Raw genomic sequence first — 14679 nt, 5'->3', positions numbered from 1 at the left:
CAAAAATGTCTGTTCGCGGCACCCGGACCGTTCAGCGTTTACGCAGGCCACAGCCGGTTTGGGAACGCCATGCAACCAACTGCACACTACACGTCACCTTTGCGGACGCACCTATGGTCGTTTTGAGGCCGTTCCCGCGTGGACGGCCTTTGCCCTTGTCCCCCACGAAAGGCAGGCGAGCGGACCCTTGGCCAGTGCCACGTCCATCGCAGTCAGTACCGGCAAGGTCTCGGCCCCCTCGCGGGAGCGGGACCTCAAGCGCTCCTCGTCCGAGGTCACCGTCACCGACCCGGCCCTGGTCAAGCGCGCGGTGAAGGCCGCGGCGCTCGGCAACGCGATGGAGTGGTTCGACTTCGGCGTCTACGGCTATCTGACCGCGACGCTCGGCCACGTCTTCTTCCCGACGGCGTCGAGCACGGCACAGGTCCTCTCCACGCTCGGCACGTTCGCCGCCGCCTTCCTCGTGCGGCCCATCGGCGGTGCCTTCTTCGGCCCGCTGGGTGACCGCATCGGCCGTCAGCGCGTCCTCGCCATCACCATGATCATGATGGCGGCGGGCACGTTCGCGATCGGCCTGATCCCGTCCTACCACGCCATCGGCGTGTGGGCGCCGGTCCTGCTGATCGTGGCCCGCATGCTCCAGGGCTTCTCGACCGGGGGCGAGTACGGCGGCGCCTGCACGTTCATCGCCGAGTACGCCCCGGACAAGCGGCGCGGCTTCTTCGGCTCGTTCCTGGAGTTCGGCACGCTCATCGGCTACGTGGCGGGCGCGGGCCTCGCCACGGCGCTGACGACGCTGCTGTCGGACGGCGACCTGTACGGCTGGGGCTGGCGGGTCCCGTTCCTCATCGCCGGGCCCATCGGCCTGGTCGGCCTCTACGTGCGGATGAAGCTGGAGGAGACCCCGGCGTTCCAGAAGCTGGCCGAGGAGGCGGAGAGCGCGCAGAAGGCGCGGCCGAAGCCAAAGCTGAAGGACATGTTCGTCGGCAACGGCGGCGCGATGGCGCTCTGCATCGCCCTCGTCCTCGTCTTCAACGTCACCGACTACATGCTCCTCTCCTACATGCCGACCTTCCTGAGCGAGGAGCTGGGCTACGACGCCACCCACGGCACCCTCATCCTCATCGGTGTGATGGTGCTGATGATGTGCGTGCAGATCCCGATGGGCCGGGCCAACGACCGCTACGGGCACCGGGCCGTGATCGGCGCCGCCTGCGCCGGATTCGTCGTCCTCTCCGTGCCCGCCGTGCTGCTGATCCGCGCGGGCTCCACCTGGGCCATCGCGCTCGGCCTCGCCGCGCTCGGCCTGCTCCTGGTCGGCTTCACGTCGTCGATGCCCTCGACGCTCCCCGCGCTGTTCCCGACGAAGGTCCGCTACGGCTCCCTCTCCGTCGGCTTCAACCTCTCGGTGTCCCTCTTCGGCGGCACCACCCCGCTCGTCGCCGCCGCGCTCATCGCCGCCACCGGCGACCTGATGATCCCGGCCTACTACATGATGGGCGCGGCCGTCATCGGCGGCATCGCCGCCTGGCGCATGCGGGAATCGGCGGGCCGCCCGCTCCCCGGCTCGCCCCCGGCCGTCTGATCCTCCCGCCCACGTGCCGCCGCGCCTAGGCTGACCGGCATGACCACGCCACCCGGGGCCCAGCGGCCCGACCCCGCCGCTGTCGACGCCTACCTCAGCGAACTGCTCGTCCCCGCCGACGAGGCCCTCGCCGGTGCCCTCGCGGACAGCGAGGAGGCGGGGCTGCCCAGCATCGCCGTCTCCGCCACCAACGGGAAACTGCTCCACCTGCTCGCCCGCGTCCAAGGCGCCCGCCGCATCCTGGAGATCGGCACGCTCGGCGGCTACAGCACCATCTGGCTGGGCCGCGCGCTGCCCGCCGACGGCGCACTGATCACCCTGGAGTACAGCGCCGAGCACGCCGAGGTGGCGCGCGCCAACCTCGCCCGCGCGGGCCTGGACAAAGTCGTCGAGGTGCGGGTGGGCGCCGCCCTGGACTCGCTGCCGGTGCTCGCCGATGAGGGGCACGTCTTCGACCTCGTCTTCATCGACGCCGACAAGGTCAACAACCCGCACTACCTGGAGTGGGCGCTGCGGATGACCCGGCCCGGCAGCGTCATCGTCGTGGACAACGTGGTGCGTGAGGGCCGCGTCGCCGACCCCGCCGACGACCGGCCCGACGTCACCGGCACCCGCGCCGCGCTCCGGCTCATGGCCGACCACCCGAAGCTGGACGCGACGGCGATCCAGACGGTGGGCGCCAAGGGGTACGACGGGTTCGCGGTGGCGTACGTACAGGGCTGACACCCGGTACCGCACACCCGTACCGCTCACACCTCGTGGTAGAAGCCCACGTGCACGCCGCGCGGCCCGCTCCGGTCCAGGACGACGACCTCGCCGGAGGCGCCGCGCGGCAGGCGGTACACCCCGCCGTACGCGAGCGGGTGCCCCGGCCCGCCGCCCGCGCCGAGCCGCACCCGCACCTCGGCGGCCGGGTCGCCCTGCGAACCCCGCAGCCACAGCACGCTCCACTCGCCCTCGGGCCCGCACCGGAACTCCAGGTGCGCCCGCGACACGAACAGCCAGTCCTCCGGCGTCACCAGCCGGCACCGGGCCGCGTCCCGGCCCACCCGCAGCACGGCCCCCGGGGCGCTGGCGGCCTCCGCCATCACCATCCCGGCGGTGGCGCCCTCGTCGCCGCCGCCCACCGCGGCCATGGTCAGTTCGAGCACCGTACTCCCCCAGCGTCCGGGTCCAGCAGGACCGTAGGGGCCGCATCCTAGAGCGCGCGCCCGCCCGTCGCGGGGGCTGCGGGACAATGGACGCATGACCGAACGCAAGCGGCGGCAGCCCGCGGGGCTCCCCGGAGCGGGCGGTGCGGCAGGATGAGGTCATGAGCATCGTGAAGATCAATGTCCTGAACGTCCCGGCCGAGCAGCGCGAGGTCCTGGAGCAGCGCTTCGCGTCCCGCGCGGGCGCCGTGGAGAGCTCGGACGGCTTCGAGTGGTTCGAGCTGCTGCGCCCCGTCGAGGGCACCGACGACTACCTGGTCTACACGCGCTGGCGCGACGAGGAGTCGTTCAAGGCGTGGATGGAGGGCCCGATGAAGGCCGCGCACCAGGGCGGCGGCGACCGTCCGAAGCCCGCCGCCAGTGGCTCCTCGGTGTGGTCCTTCGAGGTCGTGCAGCAGGCGGCGCCGAAGAGCGCCTGATCACGCGCGCGTACGACGGTGCGGCCGGTCCCCCCCTCGGGGTCCGGCCGCACCGCGTCGTGGGTGAGGGCGTCACAGGCTGAGCAGGCGTTCCGCCGTCTCGCGGTAGTCGCGCAGGGCGAGGCGCAGCCGCTCCGTGTCCTCGCCGGAGTCCTGCCAGGACGTGCGCAGGGTGCGGCGGTGACCGGCCAGCGTCTCGGTGAGGCGGGCCGTCAGGTCCTCCAGGACGTGGTCGGCCTCCTCGACGGCGGCCCGGGGCTGGTCCACGAAGCCCGCGACCGCGTGCTTGAGGCGGCCCGTCATGTCCTCGCGCAGCTCGTGCGCGACGAGCGGTGAGCGGCCGTCGTGGTGGCCCGTGCCCTCGGCGGCACGATGGTGACCCGTGCCGGGCGTGCCGTGGGTGTCGTGCGTGGTGCCTGTGCCGTGCGGTTCGTGCGTGCCGTCGGTGCCGTGTGCACCGTGCGGGCCGTCGGTGCCGTGCCCGGTGAGCGGGTTCGCGCCGGCCGGGGTGGCCGTGCCCGGTGCCTGTTCGCGGGGCTCGTGGCCGGGCTCGTGCCGGGGGGCCTGCGCGCCGGGCGCCGCCGGGTCGTGCAGCGGCTCCTTGAACGGTTCCTCCGGCGTCTCGTTCAGCGGGGCCGCGTGCGGCGCCGTGCCGTCCTGTCGCGTGCGTCCGATCTCCGTCATCCTCGCTCAACTCCCCTTCGCAAGGCGGCCCTTGAGGGGGCTGCCGCTCGTCCGGTTGTGTCGCGTGTGCGCGCTGTCCGCCGCGGTCTCGTCCGTGCGGTCCCGGTGCGCGACGCCTCCGCCCGCACCGGTCAGGTCGTCGAAGAGGGCCCGCGCCTCGACCATCGCCTCGCGCAGCTCCTCCGTACCGGCGCCGATCCCGGTGTGCGCCGCCTCATGGACGCGCCGGTAGCCGTGCACGTGGTGGGCGTGGTGGACGGAGAGCGCCTCGACCTGCTCGTCGTAGCGGCCGGCGTCCGGGAAGCCGCGCTCCTTCGCGAGGTCGGCGATGAGGGCCTCCGCCTCGGCGACCGCCTCGGAGGGCGACTCGACGAAGCGCTCCTGGGCGGCGGCCCAGCGCGCCCGGTAGCGCTCGCGGGCGGCGGGGTCGAGCTCGCGCGTGCGCAGCGACCCGTGGCGCCGCACCCGCTCGGTCAGCTCGTGCTCCGCGGCTTTCGTGTCGCCGTTGTGTCGGGCGACGACCCGTTCGTACTCGGGCCCGAAGCGGCTCTTGAGGCTCCGGCCGCCGCGGGGCTTGGTCCGCGCGGCGAACACGCCCGCCGCGACGACGACCACGACCCCCACCACGATCAGAGCGATGATCACGCCTGTGGACATGGTTGTCTTCCCGACCTTCCCGGTGTCCGTCGAATATGGGTCAACTGTCAACCGTGCTTACCGGTAACCGGGTTGCCCGCGCCCGCGGGCATAAACAGGCCGCACCGGCGGCGGCACGGGGCGGCGAAATCCGGTTGCCGCGCGACGCCCCACGCGTCTCACAATGCGTCATGCGCACCCGCTGGACCGTCTCCCCCGAGCCCTACGACTCCCCCGTGGCCGCCGCCTTGTGGCGCGCCTACTACACGGAGGTCAGCGACCGCTGGTACCTGCTGCACGAGGGCCGCGCCACCGACCCGGCGGACCTGGAACGCGGGATCGCCTCGGAGTCGGGTGCCCAACTGGCGCGCCCAAATGGCGAGTTGCTGGTCGGCCGGTACGACGGCGAGCCCGCCGGGACCGCGGGCGTGCGGCTCGTGGAGCCGGGGGTCGCCGAGCTGACCCGTGTCTTCGTGGCCGAGGAGGTACGCGGTACGGGCGGGGCGGCGCTGCTCGTGAGCGCGGCCGAGGACGCGGCCCGCGCGCTCGGCGCCACCCGCATCCGGCTCGACACCCGCGCCGACCTGGTCGAGGCGCGGGCCCTGTACGCGCGGCTCGGCTACGAGGAGACGGCGCCGCACAACGACGACGTCTACGCCGAGCACTGGTTCAGCAAGCGGCTCACCCCGTGAGAACGCGTGAGGCCCCCGAGGGCACGTGAGGTTCAGGCCGCGAGACCCTGCCGACGGCCCTCGTGCGGGCGCCGCCGCCGAGCCCCTGGAGCGCCCGGGAGCCGATCAGCTCGGGCATGTTCCGCGCCATTCCGCACAGCGCCGAGCCGATCAGGAAGAGGACGACGGCGAGGACCCCGCCGCTCCTGCTCGGGTCCACCCCTCCTGTCCCGTGCGGCCCGATCCGGCCTGTCGAGTTCGGGCCGGGCCGCCGGGTCTGCATAATGCGCTGCAGTTCTCGGGGGGAGGACCGCGTCGGAGTCTCGGGGAGGGGCCACGCATGAGCGGGAGTGGTGAGGAGCGTCCACGGCGTCCGGAGTATCCCTGCGAGGAGTGCGGGGCGACGGCGGCAGCGGGCGGGGAGACCACGTGCGTCTGCGAGGCGGAGGGGTTCGGTCCGCTGCGGGTCCGCCCCTACGTCACCCTGCCGGAGCCGTCCCAGCCCCCGCCGCCGCGCGCCCCGGACCCGTACGCGCGCCCGCCGCTGCCGCCCGGGCGGACAGGGGCCGATGAGGACGACGACGCCCCCGAGCCCCCGCCGCCGCGCCGTCCCCCGGTGCTGCTCCTCGCCGCGCTCGCCGGGGTACTGAGCGTGGCGGCGCTGGTGACGGTCCTCATCTCGTCGGGCGACGGCGACACGGGCGCCACCGCGCAGGAGGCGGGCACCCCGCTCTCCGCGACGACACCGGCACCGGCGCCGTCCGGGACGTCCCCGCGCCCCTCCGCCCCGGCGTCGGAGCGCACGGCGCGGCCCGCGCCCCCGCGGGTGTCGCGGGCGGCGTCGGCCGTCGCGGCGCCCTCCCCGTCGGCCACGGCGAGCAGGCCGCCCGCCTCCCCAACCCGCTCACCGTCCGCGTCCGCACGGACCTCCGCCCCGCCCTCCGCGTCCGCCTCCGCGACGCCGCGCCCGTCCCGCTCGCAGCGCCGGGAGCCGGAGGTCCTGCGCCGGGGCGACCGCGGCCCGGAGGTCGGCGAGCTCCAGTACCGGCTGCGCAAGGTGAACCTGTATCCGGCCGAGCCGGACGGCAGGTTCGACGACCGTACGGAGTCCGCGGTGCGGAACTACCAGATGGCCCGCGGCGTCCGAGGCGACGCCCCGGGCACGTACGGCCCGGCGACGCGGCGGCTCCTGGAGGCGGAGACGCGCTAGGGCGTGTTTCGAAAGTTTCTCCTGGTCAGCCGATGTGCAGCAGGATCTCGCCGTCGGCGCGGGCCTCGACCCGTACGGCCGTCAGGTCGGGCACGTGGACCGTGGGCCCGTGCTCGGCCGCGCGCGGGCCGATCCCGACCACCCGCATCCCCGCGGCGCGCCCGGCCGCGATGCCCGCGCCGGAGTCCTCGAAGACGACGCAGTCGGCGGGGTCGACGCCGAGTTCGGCGGCGCCCTTCAGGAAGCCCTCGGGGTCGGGCTTGCTGGCGCCCACGTTCTCGGCGGTGACGCGGACGGCCGGGTAGGGCAGCCCGGCGGCGGCCATCCGGCCGGTGGAAAGGGCCAGGTCGGCCGAGGTGACGAGCGCGTGCGCGACGCCGCTGGAGAGCAGCGAGTCCAGGAACGCGGCGGCGCCGGGGACGGGCACGACCCCGTCCATGTCGGCGGTCTCGGCGGCGAGCATGCGGGCGTTGTCGGCGTGGTTCTCCGCCATGGGGCGCTCGGGCAGCAGGAGGGCCATGGAGGCGTGGCCCTGGCGCCCGTGCACGACGTGCATCACCTCGTCGCCGTCCAGGCCGTGCTCGGCGGCCCAGCGCCGCCAGATGCGTTCGACGACGGCGTCGGAGTTGACGAGGGTGCCGTCCATGTCGAGCAGGAGGGCACGCGCGGAGAGGACGGTCATTCGGCGGGCTCCAGTGAACGTGTGACGGCTGTGTGCCGGGCGGGGACAAGGCGGCCCCGCCCACCGGTCAGGGTACGCGGGCGGGGGCCACTTTGTTCCCTCACGGTACAAAACGGAGGGGGGTCGGCGCCACCCGCGCACATCACACCCCCCGACGGCGGCGAGGCGGAGCCCCGCGGTCCGGACGCGAACACGGCAGCCGACGGAGAGCGGGCGCACCGGAACACGACCGGGCGCACCTCAGAGAGCCGACCGGCCCAAATACCGGGCAAATCGGCGGAGTTGCCGCCTCGCCCCTTGTCCCGCCCACCACTTTGACGCGACCCTGTCACCAGAAGAACACCCCCGCGCAACCCCCTCCCCCCACCATGGCCGCACGCACCCCCCGCGCCCGGCCAACCACCCCCCATGTCAAGGGAGTTCACCCATGCCCAGCCTCTACGCGCGTCGATCCCGATCCCGCGCCGCGGCGTTCGGCACCGCAGCCGCCGCCCTCAGCGCCCTCACCCTCCTCACGACGGCCCCTGCCGCGCAGGCGGCCCCGCCCACCCCGGTCAGCGCCGCCACGGCCCGCACCTACCTCGCCGAGCTGACCGTCAAGGCCGAGGGCTCCTCCGACGGCTACAGCCGCGACAAGTTCCCGCACTGGATCACCCAGTCCGGCACCTGCAACACGCGCGAGGTCGTCCTCAAGCGCGACGGCAGCAACGTCCAGACCGGCTCCGACTGCGCGGCCACGTCCGGGAGTTGGTACTCCGCGTACGACGGCGCCACCTGGACCGCGGCGAGCGACGTCGACATCGACCACGTCGTACCGCTCTCCGAGGCGTGGAAGTCCGGCGCGAACGCCTGGACGACGGCGCAGCGCCAGTCGCTCGCCAACGACCTCACCCGCCCCCAGCTCATAGCCGTCACGGACAACGTGAACCAGGCCAAGGGCGACAAGGACCCCGCCGAGTGGATGCCGCCCCGCACCGCGTACGCCTGCACGTACCTGCGGATGTACGTGCAGGTGAAGCACTACTACAACCTCTCCGTGGACTCGGCGGAGAAGTCCGCGATCCAGACGAAGCTGAGCGGCTGCTGACCGGCCGCTGAGCCGGGTCCCCCGCTTTCTCCCGGTGTTCCGTACCGTACGGACGACTACGGAACACCGACCGAGCGAGTGCGGAGGAGGCGACGTGGCGAAGCTGCGCCTGGGACCGGTGCTGAGGTACGTGGACGAGGAGGCCGCGACGGTCTGGGTCGAGGCGAGCCGGCCCTGCGTCGCGGAGGTGCGCTGCGCGGACGGCGCGTCGGGCACCGCGCGGACCTTCCAGATCGACGGCCACCACTACGCGCTGGTCCCGGTCGGCGGCCTCACGCCGGGCACCGAGACGGCGTACGAGGTGGTCCTGGACGGCGGCACGGTCTGGCCCGAGCCGGACTCCCGCTTCCCCGCCAGCACCATCCGCACCCCGCACCACGAGGCGGCGGACGCGCGGCTCCGCGTCACCTTCGGCTCCTGCCGCTGGGCCGCGCCGCCCGCCTCCGGCTCCTCCTGGCGGGAGCGCGGCCGTGAGCTGGGCGGCGAACACGACCCGGTCGGCCCCGACGCCCTCGACACGCTGGCCGCACGCCTCGCCGCCGACCCGTCGGCCGAGCGCCCCGACGTCCTCGTCCTCCTCGGCGACCAGGTCTACGCGGACGAGACCTCACCGGCGACGCAGGAGTGGCTGGCCCGCCGCCGCGACCTGGACGAACCGCCCGGCACACAGGTGGCGGACTACCAGGAGTACACGCACCTCTACTACGAATCCTGGCTGGACCCGGAGATCCGCTGGCTCCTGTCCACGGTCCCCAGCCTCATGCTTTTCGACGACCACGACGTGATAGATGATTGGAACACCAGTTCGGCCTGGTTGCGGGACATGCGCGCGAAGCCCTGGTGGCAGGAGCGCATCCTGAGCGGCCTCATGTCGTACTGGGTGCACCAGCACATAGGCAATCTGCCACCGTCCGTGCTCGCCGACGACCCGGTCTACGCGGCGGTGTGCGCGACCCCCGACGGCACGGACGCCCTGCGCGCGTTCGCCGCCCGCGCCGACGCCGACCCCACCTGCGCCCGCTGGAGCTACCGGCGCGACTTCGGCCGCGTCCGCCTGGTCATGATCGACACGCGCGCCGCCCGCGTCCTCGAGGAGGAGCACCGGTCGATGCTCGACCCGGACGAGGAACGCTGGGTGCGCGAGCAGGTCCTCGACGGCCAGGACAGCGCGCCCGGCGCCTACGACCACCTCCTCATCGGCTCCTCGCTGCCCTGGCTGCTGCCCCACCTCATCCACGACGCGGAGAACTGGAACGCGGCGATGTGCGGCGGCGAGCGCGGGGCCCGCTGGGCGCGGCGCGGCGAGAAGTTGCGCAGGCGGGCCGATCTGGAGCACTGGCCGGCGTTCCCGAAGTCGTTCGACACGCTCACGGACCTGATCGCGGAGGCGGGTGGCGGCCCGGTGGCGCCCGCGACGATCTCGGTCCTCGGCGGCGACGTGCACCACGCCTACATCGCCGAGCCGACCTGGCCCACCGGAACTCCGGCGCCCACGTCCCGCATCCTGCAACTGACCTGCTCGCCCGTGCACAACTCGATCCCCCGCTATATGCGCCTGGCGTTCCGGTTCGGCTGGAGCCGATGGGGACGGGCCATCGGGCGCGGCCTCGCCCGGCACGCCCGCGCGGCAGCCCTGCGGGTCCACTGGCGCAGGTCGGGCGGGCCCTGGTTCGGCAACCACCTGATGACGCTGACGCTGCGCGGGCGCTCCGCCGAACTCGCCCTCGACCAGGCCGACGCGCGGCAGGGCCTGGTCAGGAAGGACCACCGCAAGATCACGTAAGCCCGGCGCAAGCGGCGCAAGCGGAACCGGAACTTGGCCGAATGTTGAACTTGCAAGCTCTATTTAGGGACACCTAACGTTTGGCTCTTCCAAGCCGGTGGCAACGGCGGCAGCGTCGGCGCCGACTCCATCGGTGACATCGGTTCGTCCCCAACCGACCGAAGGAGCCCCACCATGACTGGACGTCTCAACAGCGCCCAGCCCTATGTCCTCGGCCTGTTCCGCATCGTCATCGGTCTGCTCTTCGCCTGCCACGGCGCCGCCTCGCTCTTCGGCGTCCTCGGCGGATCCATGGGCGGCGGCACCGTCGAGGCGGGCACCTGGCCGAGCTGGTACGCGGCCGTCATCCAGCTCGCCGGCGGCGGCCTGGTCATGCTCGGCCTCGGCACCCGCGCCGCCGCGCTGATCTCGTCCGGCTCGATGGCCTACGCGTACTTCAAGGTCCACCAGCCGGAATCGCTCTGGCCCCTGCAGAACGGCGGCGAGGCAGCCGCGGTGTTCTGCTGGACCATGCTCCTGCTCGTCTTCACAGGCTCAGGCGCGTTCGGCCTGGACCGCCTGTTCACCGGCCACGGCGAACACCCGGAAAAGACACACCCCGAGCGGGCGACGGTCGCGGCGTGAGTATGTGAACGCGGTCGAGGACGGACCCGGCTGGACTGGGCACGCCCCTGAATGGGCGGGCCGTCCTCGCACGTGGTTGCTGAGCGCTTGCTTCCCGCTCGGTTGTTGAACGGGTGCAGGCCGCTTGGTTGCTGGCTGGCCGGTTGCTGGTGCGTTCGGTTGCTGTCCGGCTGGCTGCTGGCAGGCGACTGCTGTCCGACCGGTAGCCGCAGCCGACTGTTGCCCGGCTGGCTGCTGGCAGCCGACTGCTGTCCGACCGGTTGCTGGCAGCCGACTGCTGTCCGGCTGGCTGCTGGCAGGCGACTGCTGTCCGGCCGGTTGCTGCCAGCCGACTGCTCTCCGACCGGTAGCTGATAACGGTTGCTCACCGCACGGTTGCTGACCGGTCGGTCGCTGCCGGTCGATTGCTGTGCGGTGGGTAGCTGTCGGCCGATCACTGTCCGGCTGGTTGCTGGCAGACCACGCTGTCCGAACGGCTGCTGAGCGCGCGGCTCCTGATCGGGCAGCCGGCTGCTGTGAGCTCGGTCGCTGTCCGGTCGGCTGCTGTGCGCTCTGCTGTTGTGCGCCCTGCTGCTGTCGCTGGTTACTGTCCGGCTGGCTGTTGGCTGACCGACTGCTGTCGATCGGTTACTGACGCCTGGCTGTAACGCGCTTGGTTGCTGCGGCCGATTGCTGTAAGCCCGGTTGCTCTCCGGTCGGCTGTTGTGCGCCCTGCTGCTGTCGCTGTTTACTGTCCGGCTGGCTGTTGGCTGACCGACTGCTGTCGATCGGTTACTGACGCCTGGCTGCGACGCGCTTGGTTGCTGCGGCCGATTGCTGTAAGCCCGGTTGCTCTCCGGTCGGCTGCTGGTGCGTCGTTACTGACCGATCGGCTAGGGGGCGCTCGCTTGCTGGCCGGCCGGTTGCTGTTCAGTCGACTGCTGTGCGCTCGGTTGTTGACCGGCCGGTTGCTCACCGGTCGGTTGCTGTGCGCTCGGCTGCTGACCCGCCGGTTGTTGACCGGCCCCTTGCTGGGCGCTCGGCTGCTGGCTGGCCGCTTGCTGTGCGCCCGACTGCTGACCCGCCGGTTGTTGACCGGCCGGTTGCTGGGCGCCCGACTGCTGACCCGGCGGTTGCGTCGCGAAAGGTGGCTTGCTGAATGGGTGTTTTCCGAACGGTACGGTGAAGCATGCGACCCGCTTGCCGGCGGCGCCGGGCGCGTCGTGGATGACGACGGATCCCGCCTCGCCGTCCCGAAGCCCCCAGCCCTTCTTGACCTCGGCGTGGCCCGCGCCCTCGGCGTCGGTCGTGAAGTCGAGCCACACCTCGTTCTCGGCGTCCGCCTTCTTCGGGTCGGCCACGTGCTGGTAGTGCCCGCCGGCAGCCTCCGGGCCCGCGCCGCAGGCCCGTTGGTGCACATGCGCCCCGAAGGCGTGCGAGTGGGCAAGGCCCCCGACGTCCAGCCGCACCGTCATCCGGTCCGTGTCACCGCTCTGCGTCACCTTGATCGACGCCGCCGCGGGCACCAGCCCGGTGTCGTACGTCACTGCGGACGACGGCAGGAACGCCGTGGGCGGCGAGAACGTCGCCCTGCTCTCCATCCAGTACGAGGACGTCCCCGTGGCGTCCGCGGCCCCGCCGCCGCCCGCCGCGAGCACGGCCGCCGCGAGCGCGCCGGTCACCATCCCTGCCACCATCGCCTGCTCCTCCGGTCTCCGTCGTCCGTCGTCCGTTGTCCGTCGTCTTCACTTCTTCTCTTCGGTCCGTTCGTACGCGACGGGACGGCATGCCGCCGCTCGGGGCGGCGCACCTGGGTGAACGAGGTGAACGTGAGATGGGGAACATCTGTACCCCTTGCGTCACTCGGGCGACACACCAGGCGTACGCTGTAGAGCTGTCATGACACCGCTCCCGCCTGGAGGAACGGTCCGGGGGAACGTTTTACGGGAGTTGGCTGGCAGTGCTGGAGAGCGTGGGTTCTCTGACCGGAAGTCCATGGATCTACGCGATCGTGGCGCTCTCCGTGCTCTTCGACGTCTTCGTGCCGGTGCTGCCGAGCGGGGTCCTCGTGATCACCGCGGCGACCGCGGCCGCGGCGGGTTCAGGCGCGGCGACCGGTGCGGTTCCGCACGGGGTGCCCGATCTGCTGGTCCTCACGCTGAGCGCGGCGACGGCGTCGGTCCTCGGGGACCTGGTGGCGTACCGGCTCGCCTGGCTCGGCGGCGAGCGCCTGGACCGCGCCATCGCCCGTTCCCGGCGCCTCACGACCGCGCAGGAACGCCTCGGCGGGGCGCTCGCGCGCTCCAGCGGGGGCCTGCTCGTGATCATCGCCCGGTTCGCGCCTGCGGGCCGCTCGGTCGTCTCCTTCGCGGCGGGTTCGGCCCACCGCAAGGTCCGCGAGTTCCTGCCCTGGTCGGCGGCGGCGGGCGTGGCCTGGGCGGCGTACAGCGTGGCCCTCGGCTACTTCGGCGCGCAGTGGCTGGGCGCGAGCTGGCTGTCGACGGTGGTGTCCTTGCTGGCGCTCATCGGGGCGGGCGTAGTGGCGGCCTACGTAATGCGCCGCCCCACCCGAGAAACCCCGGAACCGGCCTAAAGCGACCACGCCCAGCCCAGCCACGAGCCCCTGCGGAGAGTGCCGCACGAAGTGCGCACCCCAGGGGCGCGAGGAACGGCGCGCCCAGCCACAACGACGCGCGACACCCGCCACCACACCCAAGCCCCCACCACGGTGACGCACCCACCCTGTCACCGCAGCACACCAACCCCGCCAGGGGCGCGGGGAACTGCGCGCCCAGCCAGAACGATGCCGCACCCGCCACCACACACCCACCCCCAAGACGGTGACGCGCCCGCCCCCTCACCGCAGCACATCAACCCCCCAGGGGCGCGGGGAACGGCGCGCCCAGCCACACCAACGCCGCACCCGCCACCCCACCCGCACCCCCGGCCGGGTCACGCGCTGGCGCGCCCCGCGCCCCGCACCTCAAGCCCCGCCAAGAGAACCTCCGTGGCGCGCGCAACCTCCTCCACCGCCCGTTCGAACACCTCCCGGTTGTGCGCGGCGGGCGCCCGGAAACCGGACACCTTCCGTACGTACTGAAGCGCGGCGGCCCTGATCTCGTCCTCGGTGGCTTCCTCGGGGAGGGCGGGCGGGCGAAGGGTCTTGATGCTGCGGCACATACCCCCAGTCTGCCTCCGCGAGGCCGGCCCGATCACACGTTCGCGTGAAACCCCCGGGACCCCTCGCACACCCAATTCGAACAGACGTACCATTGCCGGGTGGCAGCGACCGATGACCCCGACTTCGACTTCCCGAGCGACCTCCGCGCCGGCCAGGAGGAGCTACACCAGGTCCGGGCCGAACTCCTGGCCCTATTGAAGCGGCTCCCCTGGTCCGTCGCACCTCATGACGCGATCAGTGACACCCAGGGCTGGCGCAAGCTGGAGCGCCCCGCCTCACCGGGCTGGACCGAGGACGAACAGGCCGAGGTCGAGAAGCTCCGACGGCGCGAACTGGAGCTGGCCGTCTTCGTGACGTGCCACCGCTACTGGCGCGACCTGTCGGGCCCCGACGCGGTGAGAGCGAGGGCCCGCCTCAAGCACGTACACGAGGAGCGCGCACACAAGGACCACATACACGAGGAACCAGACTCAGAACCGCACCCCTGACCCGCCCCCGCCCCGGCCCGGGGCCCGTCCCCGCCCCCGGCCCCCTACCGTCGCGCCGCCCCACGCCGCCGCTCCCGTATCCGCCGCCCCAGCGGCGGCCCGATCAGGACGCCACCGGCGACGAACCCCGTCCCGGACGGATCGTCGACGTGGAACACCCACCGGGCGACGGCCCAGACCAGCACGCCCCACGCTGTCGCGACCGCAAGCATGATCAAGGACCACCGAAACCACCCCATGCCGCGCGCCTACCCCGCCCCGCGCGCACGGCACGCAGAAGGACCCACGGCACACAGAAAAGGCCCCCGGCACACGAGCCGGGAGCCTTGGTCCTGCTGCTGAACACTGGTGGGCGCGGACGGTTTCGAACCGCCGACATCCTGCTTGTAAGGCAGGCGCTCTACCCCTGAGCTACGCACCCCTGCGCCCCGCGCTCTCG

At 72.6% G+C, this 14679-nt stretch carries 18 protein-coding genes and 1 tRNA gene; 10 read left to right on the top strand and 9 right to left on the bottom strand.

Annotated features, from left to right (window positions below):
* Positions 1-205: 205 nt before the first annotated feature.
* Both ABZ877_RS22665 and ABZ877_RS22660 read left to right on the top strand, forming a co-directional pair.
* Positions 206-1585: an MFS transporter gene (locus tag ABZ877_RS22665; protein WP_361074089.1), complete on the top strand. Its 1380-nt coding sequence runs from the start codon at positions 206-208 to the stop codon at positions 1583-1585.
* Between the two features lie 39 nt (positions 1586-1624).
* A complete protein-coding gene (locus tag ABZ877_RS22660; RefSeq protein WP_361074029.1) occupies positions 1625-2308 on the top strand; it encodes an O-methyltransferase in 684 nt (227 codons plus the stop codon).
* Positions 2309-2334: 26 nt separating this feature from the next.
* On the opposite strand, the gene ABZ877_RS22655 is transcribed toward ABZ877_RS22660, so the two are convergent.
* A complete protein-coding gene (locus ABZ877_RS22655) occupies positions 2335-2736 on the bottom strand; it encodes a hypothetical protein (protein ID WP_361074027.1) in 402 nt (133 codons plus the stop codon).
* A gap of 161 nt (positions 2737-2897) precedes the next feature.
* Here ABZ877_RS22655 and ABZ877_RS22650 point away from each other — a divergent pair, with 161 nt between their 5' ends.
* On the top strand, positions 2898-3215 hold the full coding sequence (locus ABZ877_RS22650) for an antibiotic biosynthesis monooxygenase (protein ID WP_361074025.1): 318 nt from the start codon (positions 2898-2900) through the stop codon (positions 3213-3215).
* 72 nt (positions 3216-3287) lie between these two features.
* On the opposite strand, the gene ABZ877_RS22645 is transcribed toward ABZ877_RS22650, so the two are convergent.
* Together ABZ877_RS22645 and ABZ877_RS22640 are read right to left on the bottom strand one after the other, a co-directional pair.
* Positions 3288-3899 carry a hypothetical protein gene (locus tag ABZ877_RS22645; RefSeq protein WP_361074023.1) on the bottom strand — a complete coding sequence of 204 codons (612 nt, stop codon included), beginning with the start codon at positions 3897-3899 and terminating at the stop codon, positions 3288-3290.
* Between the two features lie 6 nt (positions 3900-3905).
* Positions 3906-4556 carry a hypothetical protein gene (locus tag ABZ877_RS22640; RefSeq protein ID WP_361074021.1) on the bottom strand — a complete coding sequence of 217 codons (651 nt, stop codon included), beginning with the start codon at positions 4554-4556 and terminating at the stop codon, positions 3906-3908.
* Between the two features lie 170 nt (positions 4557-4726).
* Here ABZ877_RS22640 and ABZ877_RS22635 point away from each other — a divergent pair, with 170 nt between their 5' ends.
* Positions 4727-5227 carry a GNAT family N-acetyltransferase gene (locus ABZ877_RS22635; RefSeq protein WP_361074019.1) on the top strand — a complete coding sequence of 167 codons (501 nt, stop codon included), beginning with the start codon at positions 4727-4729 and terminating at the stop codon, positions 5225-5227.
* Here ABZ877_RS22635 and ABZ877_RS22630 read toward each other — a convergent pair.
* The gene (locus ABZ877_RS22630) at positions 5217-5426 is read right to left on the bottom strand and encodes a hypothetical protein (protein WP_361074017.1); all 210 of its coding nucleotides are present in this window, start codon (positions 5424-5426) and stop codon (positions 5217-5219) included. The genes ABZ877_RS22635 and ABZ877_RS22630 overlap by 11 nt on opposite strands.
* 120 nt (positions 5427-5546) lie before the next feature.
* Between ABZ877_RS22630 and ABZ877_RS22625 the strand changes: the two genes are divergently transcribed.
* Positions 5547-6416, top strand: coding sequence for a peptidoglycan-binding protein (locus ABZ877_RS22625; protein ID WP_361074015.1), 870 nt, complete (start codon positions 5547-5549; stop codon positions 6414-6416).
* Positions 6417-6441: 25 nt separating this feature from the next.
* On the opposite strand, the gene ABZ877_RS22620 is transcribed toward ABZ877_RS22625, so the two are convergent.
* Positions 6442-7098 (bottom strand): HAD-IA family hydrolase, encoded by a 657-nt coding sequence (locus tag ABZ877_RS22620; protein WP_361074013.1) that lies wholly within the window; start codon positions 7096-7098, stop codon positions 6442-6444.
* A 427-nt stretch (positions 7099-7525) separates the two neighbouring features.
* Here ABZ877_RS22620 and ABZ877_RS22615 point away from each other — a divergent pair, with 427 nt between their 5' ends.
* The 3 genes from ABZ877_RS22615 (at position 7526) to ABZ877_RS22605 (ending at position 10592) form a co-directional block, all read left to right on the top strand.
* Positions 7526-8185, top strand: a complete 660-nt coding sequence (locus ABZ877_RS22615) for an HNH endonuclease family protein (protein ID WP_361074011.1) — start codon at positions 7526-7528, stop codon at positions 8183-8185.
* A 94-nt stretch (positions 8186-8279) separates the two neighbouring features.
* The gene (locus ABZ877_RS22610; protein ID WP_361074009.1) at positions 8280-9968 is read left to right on the top strand and encodes an alkaline phosphatase D family protein; all 1689 of its coding nucleotides are present in this window, start codon (positions 8280-8282) and stop codon (positions 9966-9968) included.
* 174 nt (positions 9969-10142) lie between these two features.
* Positions 10143-10592, top strand: coding sequence for a DoxX family protein (locus tag ABZ877_RS22605; RefSeq protein ID WP_361074007.1), 450 nt, complete (start codon positions 10143-10145; stop codon positions 10590-10592).
* A gap of 872 nt (positions 10593-11464) precedes the next feature.
* On the opposite strand, the gene ABZ877_RS22600 is transcribed toward ABZ877_RS22605, so the two are convergent.
* Positions 11465-12268: a hypothetical protein gene (locus ABZ877_RS22600; RefSeq protein ID WP_361074006.1), complete on the bottom strand. Its 804-nt coding sequence runs from the start codon at positions 12266-12268 to the stop codon at positions 11465-11467.
* 263 nt (positions 12269-12531) lie between these two features.
* Between ABZ877_RS22600 and ABZ877_RS22595 the strand changes: the two genes are divergently transcribed.
* The gene (locus tag ABZ877_RS22595; protein ID WP_361074004.1) at positions 12532-13164 is read left to right on the top strand and encodes a VTT domain-containing protein; all 633 of its coding nucleotides are present in this window, start codon (positions 12532-12534) and stop codon (positions 13162-13164) included.
* Positions 13165-13523: 359 nt separating this feature from the next.
* Here ABZ877_RS22595 and ABZ877_RS22590 read toward each other — a convergent pair whose 3' ends face one another.
* Positions 13524-13751 carry a DUF2277 domain-containing protein gene (locus ABZ877_RS22590; RefSeq protein WP_361074002.1) on the bottom strand — a complete coding sequence of 76 codons (228 nt, stop codon included), beginning with the start codon at positions 13749-13751 and terminating at the stop codon, positions 13524-13526.
* 99 nt (positions 13752-13850) lie between these two features.
* Between ABZ877_RS22590 and ABZ877_RS22585 the strand changes: the two genes are divergently transcribed.
* Positions 13851-14240, top strand: coding sequence for a hypothetical protein (locus ABZ877_RS22585; protein WP_361074000.1), 390 nt, complete (start codon positions 13851-13853; stop codon positions 14238-14240).
* A gap of 44 nt (positions 14241-14284) precedes the next feature.
* Here ABZ877_RS22585 and ABZ877_RS22580 read toward each other — a convergent pair whose 3' ends face one another.
* Entirely contained in the window at positions 14285-14452 is a 168-nt protein-coding gene (locus ABZ877_RS22580; protein ID WP_361073998.1) for a hypothetical protein, read from the bottom strand.
* Positions 14453-14586: 134 nt separating this feature from the next.
* Positions 14587-14661: transfer RNA gene (locus tag ABZ877_RS22575), tRNA-Val, on the bottom strand.
* Between the last annotated feature and the right edge of the window lie 18 nt (positions 14662-14679).

Origin of the sequence: Streptomyces sp. NPDC046939 (genome assembly GCF_040644575.1) — a bacterium.
Taxonomy (GTDB): domain Bacteria; phylum Actinomycetota; class Actinomycetes; order Streptomycetales; family Streptomycetaceae; genus Streptomyces.
Note: the sequence above shows the minus strand (reverse complement) of the source record. Positions and strands in the feature narration are given on the sequence as shown.

Bases quoted from the DNA above. Each gene is read 5' to 3' on its own strand.
- ABZ877_RS22660 (WP_361074029.1), top strand. From the start codon at position 1,625: ATGACCACGCCACCCGGGGCCCAGCGGCCCGACCCCGCCGCTGTCGAC.
- ABZ877_RS22650 (WP_361074025.1), top strand. From the start codon at position 2,898: ATGAGCATCGTGAAGATCAATGTCCTGAACGTCCCGGCCGAGCAGCGC.
- ABZ877_RS22645 (WP_361074023.1), bottom strand. From the start codon at position 3,899: ATGACGGAGATCGGACGCACGCGACAGGACGGCACGGCGCCGCACGCG.
- ABZ877_RS22640 (WP_361074021.1), bottom strand. From the start codon at position 4,556: ATGTCCACAGGCGTGATCATCGCTCTGATCGTGGTGGGGGTCGTGGTC.
- ABZ877_RS22635 (WP_361074019.1), top strand. From the start codon at position 4,727: ATGCGCACCCGCTGGACCGTCTCCCCCGAGCCCTACGACTCCCCCGTG.
- ABZ877_RS22625 (WP_361074015.1), top strand. From the start codon at position 5,547: ATGAGCGGGAGTGGTGAGGAGCGTCCACGGCGTCCGGAGTATCCCTGC.
- ABZ877_RS22620 (WP_361074013.1), bottom strand. From the start codon at position 7,098: ATGACCGTCCTCTCCGCGCGTGCCCTCCTGCTCGACATGGACGGCACC.
- ABZ877_RS22615 (WP_361074011.1), top strand. From the start codon at position 7,526: ATGCCCAGCCTCTACGCGCGTCGATCCCGATCCCGCGCCGCGGCGTTC.
- ABZ877_RS22605 (WP_361074007.1), top strand. From the start codon at position 10,143: ATGACTGGACGTCTCAACAGCGCCCAGCCCTATGTCCTCGGCCTGTTC.
- ABZ877_RS22600 (WP_361074006.1), bottom strand. From the start codon at position 12,268: ATGGTGGCAGGGATGGTGACCGGCGCGCTCGCGGCGGCCGTGCTCGCG.
- ABZ877_RS22590 (WP_361074002.1), bottom strand. From the start codon at position 13,751: ATGTGCCGCAGCATCAAGACCCTTCGCCCGCCCGCCCTCCCCGAGGAA.
- ABZ877_RS22580 (WP_361073998.1), bottom strand. From the start codon at position 14,452: ATGCTTGCGGTCGCGACAGCGTGGGGCGTGCTGGTCTGGGCCGTCGCC.